Origin of the sequence: Pseudomonas sp. R38(2017) (assembly GCF_002112395.1) — a bacterium.
Classification (GTDB): Bacteria; Pseudomonadota; Gammaproteobacteria; order Pseudomonadales; family Pseudomonadaceae; genus Aquipseudomonas.
This window is the reverse complement of sequence record NZ_NEHN01000006.1, coordinates 196,923-212,100: the sequence shown is the minus strand read 5'-3', so window position 1 is coordinate 212,100 and position 15,178 is coordinate 196,923. Positions and strand designations below refer to the sequence as shown.

Annotated in this window: 18 protein-coding genes; 3 read left to right on the top strand and 15 right to left on the bottom strand. The window is 61.8% G+C overall.

The window, feature by feature from the left end:
• Window positions 1–109 precede the first annotated feature (109 nt).
• Window positions 110–433, bottom strand: coding sequence for a hypothetical protein (locus CAF87_RS17050; protein WP_085732307.1), 324 nt, complete (start codon window positions 431–433; stop codon window positions 110–112).
• Window positions 434–1,386: 953 nt separating this feature from the next.
• On the opposite strand from CAF87_RS17050, the gene CAF87_RS17040 reads away from it, so the two are divergent.
• The 3 genes from CAF87_RS17040 to CAF87_RS17030 all read left to right on the top strand — a co-directional run bounded on the left by CAF87_RS17040 (window position 1,387) and on the right by CAF87_RS17030 (window position 3,788).
• Window positions 1,387–1,611: a hypothetical protein gene (locus CAF87_RS17040; RefSeq protein WP_007950419.1), complete on the top strand. Its 225-nt coding sequence runs from the start codon at window positions 1,387–1,389 to the stop codon at window positions 1,609–1,611.
• 276 nt (window positions 1,612–1,887) lie between these two features.
• Complete coding sequence (locus CAF87_RS17035; protein WP_085732306.1) at window positions 1,888–2,370, top strand: hypothetical protein; 483 nt, start codon at window positions 1,888–1,890, stop codon at window positions 2,368–2,370.
• Window positions 2,371–2,516: 146 nt separating this feature from the next.
• Window positions 2,517–3,788 carry an OmpP1/FadL family transporter gene (locus tag CAF87_RS17030; RefSeq protein WP_085732305.1) on the top strand — a complete coding sequence of 424 codons (1,272 nt, stop codon included), beginning with the start codon at window positions 2,517–2,519 and terminating at the stop codon, window positions 3,786–3,788.
• Window positions 3,789–3,869: 81 nt separating this feature from the next.
• Here the strand turns inward: CAF87_RS17030 and CAF87_RS17025 are convergent, their stop codons facing one another.
• The 14 genes from CAF87_RS17025 to cobO are packed head-to-tail and all read right to left on the bottom strand — an operon-like array spanning window position 3,870 to window position 15,103.
• Window positions 3,870–4,430: a glutathione peroxidase gene (locus CAF87_RS17025; protein ID WP_085710596.1), complete on the bottom strand. Its 561-nt coding sequence runs from the start codon at window positions 4,428–4,430 to the stop codon at window positions 3,870–3,872.
• Between the two features lie 52 nt (window positions 4,431–4,482).
• Window positions 4,483–4,608 (bottom strand): hypothetical protein, encoded by a 126-nt coding sequence (locus tag CAF87_RS29540; RefSeq protein ID WP_256576024.1) that lies wholly within the window; start codon window positions 4,606–4,608, stop codon window positions 4,483–4,485.
• A complete protein-coding gene (locus CAF87_RS17020) occupies window positions 4,605–5,813 on the bottom strand; it encodes an MFS transporter (RefSeq protein ID WP_085710595.1) in 1,209 nt (402 codons plus the stop codon). The genes CAF87_RS29540 and CAF87_RS17020 overlap by 4 nt, the downstream gene beginning before the upstream one ends.
• 54 nt (window positions 5,814–5,867) lie before the next feature.
• Window positions 5,868–6,272, bottom strand: coding sequence for a MarR family winged helix-turn-helix transcriptional regulator (locus CAF87_RS17015; RefSeq protein ID WP_085732304.1), 405 nt, complete (start codon window positions 6,270–6,272; stop codon window positions 5,868–5,870).
• A 43-nt stretch (window positions 6,273–6,315) separates the two neighbouring features.
• Complete coding sequence (locus CAF87_RS17010; RefSeq protein ID WP_085732303.1) at window positions 6,316–7,047, bottom strand: adenosylcobinamide-GDP ribazoletransferase; 732 nt, start codon at window positions 7,045–7,047, stop codon at window positions 6,316–6,318.
• 1 nt (window position 7,048) lies between these two features.
• Window positions 7,049–7,624, bottom strand: coding sequence for an alpha-ribazole phosphatase family protein (gene cobC / locus CAF87_RS17005; RefSeq protein ID WP_085732302.1), 576 nt, complete (start codon window positions 7,622–7,624; stop codon window positions 7,049–7,051).
• The gene (gene cobT, locus CAF87_RS17000; RefSeq protein WP_085732301.1) at window positions 7,621–8,676 is read right to left on the bottom strand and encodes a nicotinate-nucleotide--dimethylbenzimidazole phosphoribosyltransferase; all 1,056 of its coding nucleotides are present in this window, start codon (window positions 8,674–8,676) and stop codon (window positions 7,621–7,623) included. The genes cobC and cobT overlap by 4 nt, the downstream gene beginning before the upstream one ends.
• Entirely contained in the window at window positions 8,673–9,194 is a 522-nt protein-coding gene (gene cobU / locus CAF87_RS16995) for a bifunctional adenosylcobinamide kinase/adenosylcobinamide-phosphate guanylyltransferase (RefSeq protein WP_085732300.1), read from the bottom strand. The genes cobT and cobU overlap by 4 nt, the downstream gene beginning before the upstream one ends.
• Window positions 9,182–10,648: a cobyric acid synthase gene (locus tag CAF87_RS16990; RefSeq protein ID WP_085732299.1), complete on the bottom strand. Its 1,467-nt coding sequence runs from the start codon at window positions 10,646–10,648 to the stop codon at window positions 9,182–9,184. The genes cobU and CAF87_RS16990 overlap by 13 nt, the downstream gene beginning before the upstream one ends.
• On the bottom strand, window positions 10,645–11,655 hold the full coding sequence (gene cobD, locus CAF87_RS16985; RefSeq protein WP_085732298.1) for a threonine-phosphate decarboxylase CobD: 1,011 nt from the start codon (window positions 11,653–11,655) through the stop codon (window positions 10,645–10,647). The genes CAF87_RS16990 and cobD overlap by 4 nt, the downstream gene beginning before the upstream one ends.
• Window positions 11,648–12,556 carry an adenosylcobinamide-phosphate synthase CbiB gene (gene cbiB / locus CAF87_RS16980; protein ID WP_085732297.1) on the bottom strand — a complete coding sequence of 303 codons (909 nt, stop codon included), beginning with the start codon at window positions 12,554–12,556 and terminating at the stop codon, window positions 11,648–11,650. Before cbiB ends, cobD begins: the two co-directional genes overlap by 8 nt.
• Window positions 12,553–13,203, bottom strand: coding sequence for a 5,6-dimethylbenzimidazole synthase (gene bluB / locus CAF87_RS16975; protein ID WP_085732296.1), 651 nt, complete (start codon window positions 13,201–13,203; stop codon window positions 12,553–12,555). Before bluB ends, cbiB begins: the two co-directional genes overlap by 4 nt.
• Window positions 13,200–14,495 carry a cobyrinate a,c-diamide synthase gene (locus CAF87_RS16970; protein ID WP_085732295.1) on the bottom strand — a complete coding sequence of 432 codons (1,296 nt, stop codon included), beginning with the start codon at window positions 14,493–14,495 and terminating at the stop codon, window positions 13,200–13,202. The genes bluB and CAF87_RS16970 overlap by 4 nt, the downstream gene beginning before the upstream one ends.
• A complete protein-coding gene (gene cobO / locus CAF87_RS16965; RefSeq protein ID WP_007950401.1) occupies window positions 14,492–15,103 on the bottom strand; it encodes a cob(I)yrinic acid a,c-diamide adenosyltransferase in 612 nt (203 codons plus the stop codon). Before cobO ends, CAF87_RS16970 begins: the two co-directional genes overlap by 4 nt.
• Between the last annotated feature and the right edge of the window lie 75 nt (window positions 15,104–15,178).

Here is a 15,178-nt window from a genome sequence, read left to right as displayed (position 1 = left end):
CGCCGCGCCTGCCAAGCCGAGCAAGATGCTGGTCAAGTCCATCGCCATAGTGATTCCCGCCGATCCGATAAAACCTGAAGGTTAACCAAGGCATCAGGTCTTGGACAGCTCAGTCTTCGATCAGGCCGAGTTCCTGTTGCGCACGTCGATCACCCGCGCGGGCGGCCTGACGCAGCAGGTCCTGGCCGATACGGCGATCCCGGGCGTTGCCGCACTCCCGGCACATCAACTGGCCAAGGCGGCTTTGAGCCGCGACCACGCCTTCCCGGGCCGGTTGCTTGAGCAGGCGGCCGGCGAGGTGTTTGGCATTCTGGCTGTCGCCCAGGCGCGGGCTGTCGAGCAGCCATTCGGCCACGCGCACGGAAAATCGCTTGGGAGCGGTAACACGAGGGGGTAGAGAGGTAACAGAATCTGGAGCTGAGCGAAACTTCATAAAGCACTGTGGGACAGATCGGAGGGCGCGCCACTCTACTCTTTTTTTCGCACAGGTAAAGTCGAAAAAAACCCGGCACGCCCGTGCTAGAGCAAGCGCTCGGGACAATCCACAGAAGCTGTGGATAACTCAGTGGACAACCGCCCTCCACACGCCGCAAAGCCTTGTGGAATGGGGCCCGCAGTCAAACTGACGATTTTTTCACCAGTAAAAAAAAGCGATGTTTTTCATTGACTTAAACTTTCGTTACAGGCAGCCACCGGGGTCAGGATCGATGTGACAGCGTGGTTACCGTCCGCGCAACTAATGTGCACAAGTACCTGTTACTCGGTTATATCGGTGCGCTTTTTCGGGTCGTTTTGGCAGCCGGGCTGGGGATAAGCCCTTGCGCTGCGCTGGTTCGGCTTGCCCTTTGCGACGACCAGCGGTCGGAATGTGAGCCAAATCAGTGCTGGGCCGGGGCTTGAGGGACAATCTGTTGGTCCTTTTTAAAAATCAGGTTTGCCTTCCTCGAAGTGTTCCGTTAGTATCCGCGGCGTTAGTACCAAGCTGAAAGTCAATTCCGGTCGAACAAACCCCACGGTCAGCCTTCTTCCAAAGAAGCCTCCTCCGACAAAGCGGGACCGACCCCTCGATGGTTTCCAGGTAAATCTTGCGACGACACAGCCTTTGAATCGAATGCAAAGGGTGTTGCGAAGAGCACTTACTCTGACCGAACCAACCTGCAAATTGATCAGGATCTTCACCCCGGGCCCAGAACCTTTGCCCTCGATGTGTTGCCTGCCCTCCTAAGTACCTACCTGCCAGCCCAAGCGCGCCAACTTATCAGCGCTTCAAACTGGCTGCTTTGTTCCAGTCGGGTTCTTCGTTCGACCAATGGTGGTCGGCGTTACTGGAACGTTTTAACGTTGCACGGTTCTTATCCGTGTCATTTGTAGGAACACCTAATAACTATGTCTACTCAAATCCAGACTCAGGATGCCATTCGCACCCTAACCAACGCTTTTGCTCCAATGAACTGCCTGATCATGGCCGCTCGCAAAGGCTGTTTCAGCTTCACCGTGGTCAATGAACACGGGATCGCCCGCCACAGCGAGCGTCTGTACCCTGATCAGTACTCCAGCGCCGAACCGCTGCAGGCCGTGATTGATCGCACCCGTCAGGCATTGATCGCCTGAGAGGCCGAAATGGCTGCAAAAGCAAAAGCCCCGCCTGAAACGCGGGGCTTTTTATTGCCCGATGTTTCTCTTTTTACCCTCCGCGGTTAAGCACCAACCGATATAACGGTTATAACTGCCCGCCGGAAATATTTTAAAAACAGGCCTTTACGTCGCGAATATGACACTACACTTCAACTCAAGCGGCGTGATCCGCTTCCGGCGGGCCTGAGTCGATTCACAGCTGCCAAGCTCCCCTTCAGGTCTCGCCGCCCAATAACAAGATCCGAGGGTTTTATGGGTATCGCTGCCAGCGAACTGTGCCGCTATGTGATCCGTCCCACGCTGATTTATCTGGGACGTCACTGCGCCACCGCCGAATCCCTGCTGCTGGGCATCGCCGCCAGCCAGTCCGCCCTTGGTTCCGCCTTGCATGACCGCCGTGGCCACGGCCTGTACCGGATTGCCGAGCATCGCCACCAGGCGCTCTGGGATCATTATCTGGCGCTCGATCCGGAGCGCGCCAGCCTGGTTCGCGGCCTTGCCAGCCAGCATGCCTTTCTCAGCGGCCCGCACCTCGAACTGACCGTCAATCTGCGTTATGCCACAGCCATCGCCTGGCTGCTGGTGGAAGAACAAAACCCCACCCTCCCCGACCCTGACGATCTGCTGGGAATGGCGCGCATCTGGCGTCAGACCTTTCAGCCCCAGGGTCGGCTGCGTGATTTCACCTGTGCATGGCAGACCTGTGTTTCACCACTGAATCAAGTCGCGTGCTGACTTACCAGTTTCGCAAGATCGTCCAACGGGTCGCGAATCTGGTCTGATTGTCCTACAAAACCGCTCTAACTCAAGCCATACGGACTATAGCGCTGGGACGAAAATGTTGGTAATTTTCGCCCCGGTGATCACCAGGAGTTCTAATAATGAAAAAAGTAATGCTCAAAACCACCCTTAGCCTCGCCGTTTCCTTGGCATCCACGCAGATTTTCGCAGCTGGCTTTGCCATCAACGAACACAGCATCAGCGGGATGGGAACTGGGTACGCCGGGCGATCTTCTTCTGCCGACGACGCAAGCACTGTTTATGGCAACCCTGCCGGCATGTCGCGCATCACGCGCGAACAAGTGACCGGTGGTGTTGCATTCCTCGATGCCAAAACCGATATCAGCGACGCCAGCTCCAGCCCTAACGGCGGCAGCAACAAAGGCGACATGGTGCCCTTCACCTCCGTACCTATGGGCTACTACGTCAAGCCGATCGACGAGCATTGGGCATTCGGCCTGGGTGTGTACGTACCCTTCGGCCTCATCACCGACTATGAAAACGGCTTTGCCGGCCGCTACTTCGGCAGCAAGTCCGAAGTCAAGGTCATTACCTTCCAGCCGACTGTCAGCTACAAATTCAACGACGTGGTGTCGATCGGTTTCGGTCCGACCATCAACCGCATCGACGGCTCGCTGGAATCCAACCTGTCGATCACTCAGGCTGCGCCGGACGGCAAGGTCAAGATCAAGGGTGACGACACCGCACTGGGCTACAACATCGGCGTTCTGGTACAGGCTACCGACACCACTCGCCTGGGTCTGACCTACCACTCGAAAGTCGACTACAAGCTCGAAGGCAACACCAAGGTCAACTACGGTGTGCTGGGCGCGATCGGCCTGGGTGCGAACCAGAAATACGACGCTTCGCTGAAGATCACCACGCCTGAATCCGTGGACTTCTCGGTCACTCAGACGATCAACGACCGCTGGAACGTCTACGCCGGTACCACCTGGACCCGCTGGAGCCAGCTGGAAAAGATCACCGTCAAGAACTCCGGTGTACAGCCTTTGCTGGCTGGCCAGTTCGGCGAGATCACTGAAGAGCAGAACTGGCATGACACCTGGGCTTACGCCATCGGTACGTCCTACCAGCTGAACAAGGAATGGGTACTGCGTACCGGTCTGACTTTCGACCAGGCGCCGACCAACAACGTCGACCGTTCGCCACGCATCCCTACCGGCGACCGTACGATCTTCAGCATCGGTGCCGGCTGGAGCCCGACCGAAGACCTGACCATCGACGTTGCTTACTCGTACCTGCAGGAAGAAAAAGTCAGCATCCGCAACGAGAACGATCGCGGTCAGACCTACAATTCCAAGTATGAAAACTCGGCAAACGGTTTCGGTGTTGGCGCAACCTACCGCTTCTGATGCCACGCGGCGAGGCTAACCCCTCGCCCACTAAAAAGCCCCGCTCTCTCGACAGAGGCGGGGCTTTTTAGTGGGCGTCGATCAGGGTTTCAGAGGCTTCGACGCGATGGCTTTTTCAATCGCAGCCAAAAACTCCGGATCGTCAGGCTTGGTCAGGCTGGAGAAATTGGCGATCACCTTGCCTTGGCGGTCGACCACGTATTTGTAGAAATTCCACTTCGGCGCGCTGCTTTGCGCGGCCAGTACCTGGAACAGGTGGGTGGCTCCGTCACCGCGGACCTTCTGCGGTTCGGTCATGGTGAACGTCACGCCGTAGTTGGCATAGCAGACCTTGGCGGTCTCGGCGCTGTCCTTGGACTCTTGCTTGAAGTCATTGGACGGCACACCAAGCATCTCCAGCCCTTGCGCCTTGTAGCGCTGATTGAGCGCTTCGAGACCTTCGAACTGCGGGGCGAAACCACAGAAGCTGGCGGTGTTGATCACCACCAGGGGTTTGTCGGCGTAGCGCTGGCACAGGTCGATGGATTCCTTGGCCCGCAACTTGGGTAACGAGCCTTGCAGCAGTTCCGGACAGTCCGCGGCCTGGGCCAGTCCGGTCAACGCCATCAGCAACGCGGGAACAGCACACCAGCGCTTGAGCATGTCGGGCATCCTTGAGCAGTCGTCAGAACCCGACGTTACTCGCCCTCAAAGCCTACAGGCAAGCGCCCATGCCCAACTGCATCAGCGCCAGGCCGCCCTGATGCCAGCCCCACCACACCAGCGCCAGCAAGACAGCGCCGAGTGCGGTGATGGCGATTCGTGGCCAGATTCGCTTCATGCCGCGCTCGTACGGGCCTGCAGACGCTCGACCGGACGCTCGCGCACCGGCCAGTTCAGCGCGGCCGCCAACAGGCTCAAGAGAATCGCCACTTGCCAGATCAAGTCATAACTCCCGGTCCGGTCATACACCACCCCACCCAGCCAGCCGCCGAGGAATGAGCCGAGCTGGTGGAACAGGAACACGATCCCGCCGAGCATGGACAGGTTTCGCACGCCAAACAAGGTTGCCACCGTACCGTTGGTCAACGGCACCGTCGACAGCCACAGGAAACCCATCGCCATACCGAACAGATACGCCGTAGTCGTCGTCACCGGCAGCCACAGGAACAGCACGATCACCACCGCCCGCAGCAGGTACAGCCCGGTCAGCAAACGCGGCTTGGACATGCGTCCGCCGAGCCAGCCGGCGGTGTAGGTGCCGAAGATGTTGAACAGCCCGATCAACGCCAGCACGGTAGTGCCGACGGTGGCCGGCAGATGCTGGTCGACCAGATAGGCCGGCAGGTGCACACCGATGAACACCACCTGGAAACCACAGACGAAGAAACCAAACGCCAGCAGCCAGAACCCGGAGTGCGAGCAGGCTTCGCGCAGGGCTTCAGACAGCGTTTGCTCATGGCCGAGCACCGGCAGCGGCTTGTCCTTGAGCATGCTCACCAGCGGCACGATCAGCGCCACCAGCAGACCCAGCACCAGCAATGCCGCCGACCAGCCCAGCCAGCCAATCAGTCCGAGGGTGCCCGGCAGCATCGCAAATTGGCCGAAAGAACCAGCGGCGCTGGCGATACCCATGCCCATACTGCGTTTTTCCGGCGGAACGGCACGACCGACCACGCCGAGAATCACCGAGAAAGAAGTGCCGGACAGCCCGATGCCGATCAGCAAACCGGCACTCAGGGACAGGCCCAACGCCGTTTCCGACAGCCCCATGAACACCAGGCCCAAAGCGTAAAGCACACCGCCGATCAGCACCACTTTCGCTGCACCAAAACGGTCAGCCAGTGCGCCAGTGAACGGTTGCGCCAGGCCCCAGATCAGGTTCTGCAAGGCAATGGCGAAGGCGAATACCTCACGGCCCCAACCGAACTGGGCGCTCATTGGTGACAGGAAAAGCCCGAAACCGTGCCGCACGCCCAATGACAACGCCAGAATCAGCGCACTCCCCAGCAACACCCAACCGCACGTTCGCCACATTGAACTCATTGTTATTCTCCAGTCGCGGGTATATACCCGCTTAGATTCGGAAAAAACCGGCCCTCAGGCCAGTTCATCCAACAGCCGCAGCAAGGTTTCACGCTTCTCGGCACCCAGTCGGTCGATCAACCGCTGTTGCGCCGCTTCCCAGGCCGGCAAGGCTGCTTCCAGGCGTTGTGCGCCGGTTTCGGTGAGCCGGACGATGCGGTTGCGCATGTCTTCGCCCTCCGCCAGCGCCACCAGCCCTTCGCCTTCCAGCACCCGCAGATTACGCCCGAGAGTGCTGCGATCCAGCCCCATGGCCTCGGCCAGTTCGGAAATGCTCGGTTGATCCAGGCGCTGCAGATTGCACAGCAAAGAATACTGGGCGACGTTGATCCCGAAGCCGTCGAGAGCGCCGTCGTAATGCCTGCTGACGCCACGCGCGGCACGACGCAGGTTGGTGCACAAACACTGAGAAGGAAGCATGATGCGTGTATATACCCGCGAGTCCGTTAAATCAAGTTACAGATCAAAACAAGGCCAGCCCGACCAGCACTGCCGTCTCCAACAATTCCAGCAGTCCGCCCGCCGTATCGCCCGTGGTTCCGCCCAGTCGCCGCACCATCAAATGCCGCAGCCAGATGAACACCACGACCGACAGCAGCAGTGCCACAACAGCGTTGAACCCGGCGATCAGCACGCACACCGCCGCACTCACCACCAGCACCTGCCAACCCGTCTTGCGCGGTAGATGATCGGCCAGCGCCTGCCCCAACCCGCCGGCCCGTACATAGGTTGTGGTAAGGAACAGTCCGAGCAGCGCTGCCCGGCCAAGCAACGGCACGATGATCAACACCAAGCCTTGTTTTTGCTCGATCAACGCTAGCAACGCGGCGAACTTGAGCAGTAACACCAACACCAGCGTCACCACTGCTATAGGCCCGCTGCGCGGGTCTTTCATGATCGTCAGTGTGCGCTCACGATCACCGAAACCACCGAGCCAGGCATCGGCGCTGTCAGCCAGGCCATCAAGGTGCAGCGCGCCGCTTAACAGCACCCACACTGTCAGCAACAACGCTGCATGCAACAGCAATGGCGCGCCGGCCAAAGCGATGTTCAGCGCCCAGAGAATCACGCCGAACAACAAGCCCACCAGCGGATAAAACAGCAGCGAACGTCCAAGCTGTTCAGGCGCCGGCATGCCCGGCAGACGAATCGGCAGGCTGCTGAGAAATTGCAGGGCGATCCACAGGGGCAGCATGTCAGCACACTTCCTTGAGCGAACCATCGGCCTTGACGATCAGCGAAAACAGCGCGCCGTGAGCGACTTCGACATTCAGCAGTTGTTCACGGGGCAAACCACGAGCCCGCGCCAGCAACAGACGCATGACGCCACCATGACTGACCAGCAACACCCGTTCCCCCGCATGTGCCGCGTGCAAGCGCATGACCGCCGCCAGCACCCGCGCTGAAAAATCGCTGACCGCCTCACCCTGCGGCGGAGTAAACGCATAGGGATCAGCCCAGAACAGCCCAAGCGCTTCGGCATCGGTTTCCATCAACGCCGCCGCGCTCTGTCCTTCCCAGGCACCGAAATGCAGCTCTTGCAGATCCTTGTCCAGAGACACCGACAGATCCCGCTGCGCGCCCAACTCATCAGCGAATCGCGCGCAACGCTGCAACGGCGAACTGACCAGCCGATCCCACGGCCCCTGCCCGATCACAGCCTCGCGCATCTGCGCCCAGCCCTTTTCGGTCAGTGCATCGTCGAGACTGCCGCGCAGGCCGCCGCCGAGTTCGGTTTCACCGTGGCGCAGCAGGTCCAGACGCAAGATCATGCGGGGCGGTCCGCCACCGCCGCTTCGGCGAAGGTCGCCATCTGCCCGTGCAGGTCGCAGGCCAGACGCAGCAACGGCACCGCCAGCGCAGCGCCACTGCCCTCGCCCAGGCGCAGGCCCAGTTCAAGAAGCGGTTCGGCGCCCAGGGTTTCCAGCACATGGCGATGGCCCGGCTCCGCGCCGCGATGCCCGAACAGCAGCCATTCACGGCAGGCCGGATTCAGACGCACGGCCACCAACGCCGCGACCGTGCAGATGAAACCGTCCACCAGCACCGCCACACCTTCCTGAGCGCACGCCAGATACGCGCCAACCAACGCTGCAATCTCGAAGCCGCCGAGATTGAACAGGGTCTGCAACGCATCACCGCGTTGTGCCGCATGCAGCGCCAGCGCCCGCTCGATCACCTGCGCCTTGTGGCTGACGCCTTCGGCATTCAACCCCGTACCGGGGCCGGTCAGATGGGCTACCGGGCAATCGAGCAGCGCACAGGCCAGCGCACTGGCAGCCGTGGTGTTGCCGATACCCATTTCACCGCCGATGAACAATTGCGCACCCGCCGCCTTCGCGCGCAGCACGCTGTCGCGACCGCCCTGCAAGGCAAGTTCACCTTGAGCCGAAGTCATCGCCGGCCCCTTGGCGAAATTCGCCGTGCCCGGGCCTATGTTCAGGTGACGCACACCCGGCAGGTTCAACGACGGGTTCACAGTGCCCAGATCTACCACTTCAAGCTGCGCACCGAGTTGCCGCGCCAGCACACTGATCGCCGCGCCGCCGCTGACGAAGTTCAGCAGCATCTGCCCGGTAACTTCCTGCGGAAAAGCCGAAACGCCTTCGGCGACAACGCCGTGGTCACCAGCAAAAATCGTGATCCAGACCTGATCGAGTGTCGGCTTGATCCGGCCCTGCAATCCGGCCAGTTGCACCGCTACCGATTCGAGCTGCCCAAGGGAGCCGGCAGGTTTGGTCAATTGCTGCTGACGCGCCGCCGCGTTTTCAACGGCGTCCGTATCCACCGGTTTGCACGGGTTCAGCCACCAGGTTTGGGTCATAACGCAGGTCCTTTCAGAGTCAGGGGCAGGCCGGCGACCGTCAGGACGACTCGCTGACAACGCTCGGCCAGAGCTTGATGCAGCCAACCGGCTTCATCGACGTAGCGGCGAGTCAATTCGCCCAGCGGCACGACACCCATTCCGGTCTCGTTGCTGACAAAAATGATTTCACCCGGCAGCGAAGCCAGGCATTCCAGCAACGCTTCGCGTTCGGCGGCGAGACGTTCGGCGTCATCGAGCATCAGCAGATTGGTCAGCCACAGCGTCAGGCAATCCACCAACAGGCAACGCTGGGCGCTGGCGGTTTCGCGCAGCACACGGGCCAGTTCCAGCGGCTCTTCAATCAACGCCCATTCAGCGGGACGGCGGGCGCGATGATGGGCGACACGCTCATTCATTTCGCCGTCCAGCGGCTGACTGGTGGCGATGTACGTCACCGCCAGCGCGCCGTCAGCGGCGAGTTTTTCGGCCAGGCGACTTTTGCCGGAGCGGGCACCGCCGAGGATCAACTGGAGCATGGGGACATTCCACAGAGTTCACGTAACAGCCCGGTATCCAGGTGCTTCTCCACCAGATCCGCCAACCGCTCGATGTCGCGTTCGCGCAAGCCGTGGTAATCCACCTCCTGCACATCGTTCAAACCGGCCCAGCGCAACAGCGCCGCACTGGCCGCCGGCGATTCGAACAGGCCGTGCAGGTAGGTGCCGAATATCTGCCCATCGAGACTTTGTGCACCATCGCAGCGACCGTCGGCCAGATGCACAGCGGCGTTTTCCAGCGCAGCCCCGGTCGTCACACCGGCATGAATTTCATAACCGCTGACCTCGGCATCTTCCAGCGCCAGACGCCCCCGCACATTGCGCAACTGCTTCTCGGCTTCGAGCTGCGTTTCGAACGCCAGCAGGCCCAGACCGGCGCTGGAACCCGGCGCGCCTTCAAGGCCTAGCGGATCATGGACCTGCTCGCCGAGCATTTGCAGACCACCGCAGATTCCCAGTAGCTTGCCGCCGTAACGCAGATGGCGGTTGATGGCGAACTCCCAGCCATTGGCGCGCAGATACGCCAAATCGCTACGGACGCTTTTCGAGCCCGGCAGGATGATCAGGTCGGCCGGCGGAATCGCCTGCCCCGGGCCGATGAATTGCAGATCCACCTGCGGATGTAGACGCAACGGATCGAAATCGGTGTGGTTGCTGATGCGTGGCAGTACCGGCACCACCACTTTCAAGACTTGCTCGGCCTTGTCAGTCTGACGCTGGTCGATACCGTCCTCGGCCTCCAGATGCAGATCCATCACGTACGGCAACACACCCACGACGGGTTTGCCGGTGCGCTGCTCCAGCCAGTCGAGGCCCGGTTGCAGCAAGGCGATGTCGCCACGAAAACGGTTGATGATAAAGCCCTTCACCCGTGCCTGCTCGCTCGGTGACAGCAGTTCCAGCGTGCCCACAAGATGGGCAAACACGCCGCCACGATTGATGTCGGCGATCAACAGCACCGGGCAGTCCACCGCTTCGGCGAAGCCCATGTTGGCGATGTCACCGGCGCGCAGGTTGATCTCCGCCGGCGAGCCCGCGCCTTCGACCATCACCAGCGGATACGCGGCACTCAAGCGCTCATGGGAAGCGAGAACCGCCTGCATGGCGATGGCTTTGTAGTCGTGATAGGCAACGGCGTTCATGCTGGTGACCGCACGCCCGTGGATGATGACCTGGGCGCCGGTGTCGCTGTTGGGCTTGAGCAGTACCGGGTTCATGTCGGTGTGCGGTTCAAGATGCGAGGCCTGCGCCTGCACCGCTTGCGCCCGGCCGATCTCGCCGCCGTCGGCAGTCACCGCACTGTTAAGCGCCATGTTCTGCGGTTTGAATGGCACCACGGCAAGACCCTGACGGGTCGCCCAGCGGCACAGCGCTGTTACCAGCGTACTTTTGCCGGCATCGGAGGTGGTGCCTTGCACCATTAAAGTGGTCATGCGGGTGTCTTTTCCATAGAGCGGTGCACGGCGAACGCTTGCAGGGCCTGCTCAAGACGCGCCTCATCGGCCGCATTGGCCGGCAGACCGAAACGCAGGCTGCTGTTGTGCGTGAAGAGACGCAGGAGGATGCCGCGACGAGCCATGAATTCGTGAAGTGCGTGAGCATGCTCGGTGATCAGCCACTGGAACAGCGCACAGCCACCCTGAGGCTTGAAGCCGTAGCGTTCGAGCAACGCAGCCAGACGCTCGCTGGCTTCATCACTGCGGATTCGCTGACGAGTGTGGCCTTCGGTGTCTTGCAGGCAGGCCTGCCCCAGCACGCGGGTCGGCCCGCTGACAGCCCAGGGCCCCACCTGCTCGGCCAGTAAACGGAGCAACTTGCGCTCGGCCAGTACGAACCCGAGCCGCACACCGGCCAGACCGAAAAACTTGCCGAACGAACGCAACACGATCAGTCCGACCTGATGGGCATGCGGCGCCAGGCTCAATTGCGGGGTGTTGTCCATGAACGCTTCATCGACCACCAGCCAGCCGCCGCGCTGGGCCAGCCGTGCGTGCCAGTCGAGCAACTTCGCCGGAGTCAGGTTCAGGCCAGAGGGATTGTTCGGGTTGACCACCACCAGCACGTCGAGGCTGTCGAGGAAGAAATCGACTTCCTGCTCCAGCACTTCGCGGACGATGTAACCACTGCGCCGCCAGGCCTCGGCATGCTCGGCATAACACGGCGACAGCACACCGACCTTGCCGGCCCGGCGCAGTCGCGGCAGCAACTGAATGGCCATCTGCGAACCGGCTACCGGCAGCACTTGCGCGGCGCCGTAGTAGTCGCACGCTGCCTGCTCCAGGCCGTCATCGGTTTCCGGCAAGCGCGCCCACGCCCGCAGCGGGATGTCCGGGACCGGGAACGGCCACGGCGCGAGGCCGGTGGACAGGTCGAGCCAGTCTTCTTCCGCGATACCGTATTCGAGCGCCGCCCTGCGCAGCCGGCCACCGTGCTCAAGCATAGAATTCAGCCCCCACGCAGAGAATCAGCAGCCATAACCATACCCCGCGCTGGACCAATTGCCAGCCGCGATCGATGGAATCGGCGTCGGCTGGCATGCCCTCGCCCAGTTGCGGACGCTCGTGCAGCTCACCGTGGTATATCGCCGGCCCGCCCAACTGGACGCCCAAGGCACCTGCGCCGGCGGCCATCACCGGGCCTGCGTTCGGGCTGTCCCATTTCGGTGCCTGGGTGCGCCAGCATTTCAGCGCGAGTCGGGTCTTGCCCAGCAGCGCGTAGGTCAACGCCACCAAACGTGCAGGAATGTAGTTGAGGACGTCGTCGATCTTTGCCGCGGCCCAGCCGAAACGCTCGAAACGTTCGTTGCGGTAACCCCACATCGCGTCGAGGGTGTTGCTCAGGCGATAGAGCACCACGCCCGGCGCACCAGCCACGACAAACCAGAAGATCGCGGCGAACACCGCATCGCTGCCGTTCTCCAGCACCGATTCGGTGGCAGCGCGGGCGACGGCGGTACTGTCCAGTTCACTGGTCTGGCGGCTGACCAGGTAACCCACTCGCTTGCGCGCCTCCTCCAGATCATCGCTGCGCAGGGCCTTGGCGACCGGCTCGACGTGCTCACCCAGGCTGCGCATGCCGAGGGCGCAATACAGCGCAAGAATCTCGACGATCCAGCCCACATACGGCGCCCAGGAAAACGCGGTGGCCAGCAGGGTCAGCGGCAACACCGCGATCACCCACGCGGTGACACCATGGCTGCGCCAGCCGCGCCCTCCGGTATTGAAACGTTGCTCGATGCGCCCGGCAAAATTGCCGAACGCCACCAGCGGATGCCAGCGTTTCGGTTCACCCAGCAGCGCGTCCAGCGCAATTGCGGCGACACTCAGCAACGCCACACTCATTGACTCACTCCCCAGAAATTTTCATACAGCAGCTCGTTGAGCGGACGCGCCTGCGCCCACCCTTCGAGTACCAGCATCGGCGCCGGATAGAATTCCTTGACCGGCCCCAGACAAAGCACCGCCAGCGGCTTGGCCCCGGCCGGCAGTCTCAGCAGATCGGCCAGTGCCTGCGGCTCGAACAGCGACACCCAGCCCATGCCCAGGCCTTCGGCGCGCGCGGCCAGCCACAGGTTCTGGATCGCGCAGGACAATGAGGCCATGTCCATTTCCGGCAGCGTGCGACGGCCGAAAATGTATCGTTCGCGATCGTCCATCAACGCCGCGACCAACACTTCCGCGCAGTCGTTGATGCCTTCGACCTTGAGCTTCATGAACTCGTCGCTGCGCTCGCCGAGGGCTTCGGCGGTGCGCACGCGTTCTTCTTCAACAAGGTTCTGGATCTGGCCACGCAAGGCGCGGTCGCTGATACGGATGAAGCGCCACGGCTGCATCAGGCCGACGCTCGGTGCCTGATGTGCAGCCTCAAGCAATCGGCGCAACAGTTCCGGCTCGAGCGTGCCACCGCTGAAGTGGCGCATGTCGCGGCGTTCGGCGATGGCGCGGTAGACCGCTTCGCGCTCGGCGTCAGTGAAGGCGTTGTCGGTCATGGCACCAACAGTGCGGCAATCGCCGACGGATTCGACGGGAAGTAAAAATGCACGTACGAAGCGGTCATCCGACCTTCCCGATACACCGCTTCTGCGCCGCGCCCGCCATTGGGGCTGTGGCCACGGGCGATGGGTGCCAGTTCGGTGGTGGTAAGGGAATGGTGATAAGTGTGGCCGCGCAACTGGCCTTCCGGCATGTCGACCTCTTGCAAGGCCAGCGCGGCCAGACGTTTCTGCATCACGGCATCGCCACTCAGCAGGCCGACCAAGTCAGCGCGGGTGCCTTCGACATCGGTCAACGAATCCAGCAGATAGAGCATGCCGCCACATTCGGCGAGTAACGGTTTTCCGGCGGCGTGATGCGCGCGGATCGCACGGAGCATGTCGGTGTTCTGCGACAAGGCAACGTGATGCAATTCTGGATAACCGCCGGGCAAGTACAAACTGTCAGCGCCAGGCAATTGCGTATCGCGGATCGGCGAGAAGAAACTCAGCTCCGCGCCCATCGCCCGCAACAAATCGAGACTGGCGCCGTAGGTAAAGGCGAAAGCTTCATCGCGGGCGACGGCGATTCGCACGCCTTCGAGCAGCCTTTCGGTCCTGCCGATTTCAGGCGCGGCGAATTCCACGGCCGGTGGCAGCGCTACCTCGCAAGTGCCAGCCAGCGCTTCGGCGGCGGCGTCGAGGCGCACGTCGAGGTCATTGAGTTCGCTGGCCTGCACCAGACCGAGGTGGCGACTTGGCAGTTCGATCCCGGTTTCCCGGGACAACGCGCCATACCAGCGTAGGCCTTCAGTCAGACTGCCTTCGAGCAACTGCGCGTGACGCACTGTGCCAACGCGGTTGGCCAGCACGCCGGCGAACGGCAAGTCCGGCTGATAGCGCGCCAGGCCCAGCGCCAAGGCGCCGAAGGTCTGGGCCATGGCCGTGCCGTCGATCACGCCGAGTACCGGCACGCCAAAATGCCGCGCCAGATCGGCGCTCGACGGCGTGCCATCGAACAAGCCCATCACGCCTTCGATCAGGATCAGATCCGCTTCAGCGGCGGCTTCCCACAGCAGACGACGACTTTCCTGCTCGCCGACCATCCACATGTCCAATTGATAGACCGGCGCACCGCTGGCGCGCTCGAGGATCATCGGGTCAAGAAAGTCCGGGCCGCACTTGAACACGCGAACCTTGCGCCCCTGATTGCGGTGCAGACGCGCCAACGCGGCGGTGACGGTGGTCTTGCCCTGGCCGGAGGCCGGCGCGGCGATCAGTACCGCCGGGCAGTGACGTGGTTGATTCAAAGTTCGACGCCTTTCTGCGCTTTGATACCGGCCTGGAAGGCGTGCTTGATCATGCCCATTTCGGTGACGGTGTCGCCCATCTCGATCATTTCCGGCTTGGCGGCGCGACCGGTGACGATCACGTGCTGCATCGGCGGACGGGCCTGCAGATCGCTGAGCACCTGATCGAGGTCGAGGTAACCGTGCTTGAGGGCTATGTTCAGTTCATCGAGCACCACCAGACCGATTGACGGATCACGCAGCAGCTCGCGGGAGACTTCCCATGCCGCTTCGGCGGCGGCGATGTCGCGCTGGCGATCCTGGGTTTCCCAGGTAAAGCCTTCGCCCATCACATGAAAACGAACCTGCTCGGGGAAGCGGCGGAAGAACAGCTCTTCACCCGTGCTGTTGCGTCCCTTGATGAACTGCACCACGCCGCACTGCATGCCGTGGCCCATGGCGCGGGCGAGCATGCCGAACGCCGAGCTGCTTTTGCCTTTGCCGTTGCCGGTGAGCACCAGCACCAGGCCGCATTCGTCGGGCGAGTTGGCGATGCGCTCGTCGATCACGGCTTTTTTGCGCTGCATGCGCGCCAGGTGGCGCTCGTCGCGTTCAGGGGAATCAGTCATGGGGGAGCTCTCCGTTGAGGCTGGATAACGGCGGGCAGGCACAAGAATAGACGGCAACAAGCCTGGCATCGCCCA

Bases quoted from the DNA above. Each gene is read 5' to 3' on its own strand.
- CAF87_RS17050 (WP_085732307.1), bottom strand. From the start codon at position 433: ATGAAGTTTCGCTCAGCTCCAGATTCTGTTACCTCTCTACCCCCTCGT.
- CAF87_RS17040 (WP_007950419.1), top strand. From the start codon at position 1,387: ATGTCTACTCAAATCCAGACTCAGGATGCCATTCGCACCCTAACCAAC.
- CAF87_RS17035 (WP_085732306.1), top strand. From the start codon at position 1,888: ATGGGTATCGCTGCCAGCGAACTGTGCCGCTATGTGATCCGTCCCACG.
- CAF87_RS17030 (WP_085732305.1), top strand. From the start codon at position 2,517: ATGAAAAAAGTAATGCTCAAAACCACCCTTAGCCTCGCCGTTTCCTTG.
- CAF87_RS17025 (WP_085710596.1), bottom strand. From the start codon at position 4,430: ATGCTCAAGCGCTGGTGTGCTGTTCCCGCGTTGCTGATGGCGTTGACC.
- CAF87_RS29540 (WP_256576024.1), bottom strand. From the start codon at position 4,608: ATGAAGCGAATCTGGCCACGAATCGCCATCACCGCACTCGGCGCTGTC.
- CAF87_RS17020 (WP_085710595.1), bottom strand. From the start codon at position 5,813: ATGAGTTCAATGTGGCGAACGTGCGGTTGGGTGTTGCTGGGGAGTGCG.
- CAF87_RS17015 (WP_085732304.1), bottom strand. From the start codon at position 6,272: ATGCTTCCTTCTCAGTGTTTGTGCACCAACCTGCGTCGTGCCGCGCGT.
- CAF87_RS17010 (WP_085732303.1), bottom strand. From the start codon at position 7,047: ATGCTGCCCCTGTGGATCGCCCTGCAATTTCTCAGCAGCCTGCCGATT.
- cobC (WP_085732302.1), bottom strand. From the start codon at position 7,624: ATGATCTTGCGTCTGGACCTGCTGCGCCACGGTGAAACCGAACTCGGC.
- cobT (WP_085732301.1), bottom strand. From the start codon at position 8,676: ATGACCCAAACCTGGTGGCTGAACCCGTGCAAACCGGTGGATACGGAC.
- cobU (WP_085732300.1), bottom strand. From the start codon at position 9,194: ATGCTCCAGTTGATCCTCGGCGGTGCCCGCTCCGGCAAAAGTCGCCTG.
- CAF87_RS16990 (WP_085732299.1), bottom strand. From the start codon at position 10,648: ATGACCACTTTAATGGTGCAAGGCACCACCTCCGATGCCGGCAAAAGT.
- cobD (WP_085732298.1), bottom strand. From the start codon at position 11,655: ATGCTTGAGCACGGTGGCCGGCTGCGCAGGGCGGCGCTCGAATACGGT.
- cbiB (WP_085732297.1), bottom strand. From the start codon at position 12,556: ATGAGTGTGGCGTTGCTGAGTGTCGCCGCAATTGCGCTGGACGCGCTG.
- bluB (WP_085732296.1), bottom strand. From the start codon at position 13,203: ATGACCGACAACGCCTTCACTGACGCCGAGCGCGAAGCGGTCTACCGC.
- cobO (WP_007950401.1), bottom strand. From the start codon at position 15,103: ATGACTGATTCCCCTGAACGCGACGAGCGCCACCTGGCGCGCATGCAG.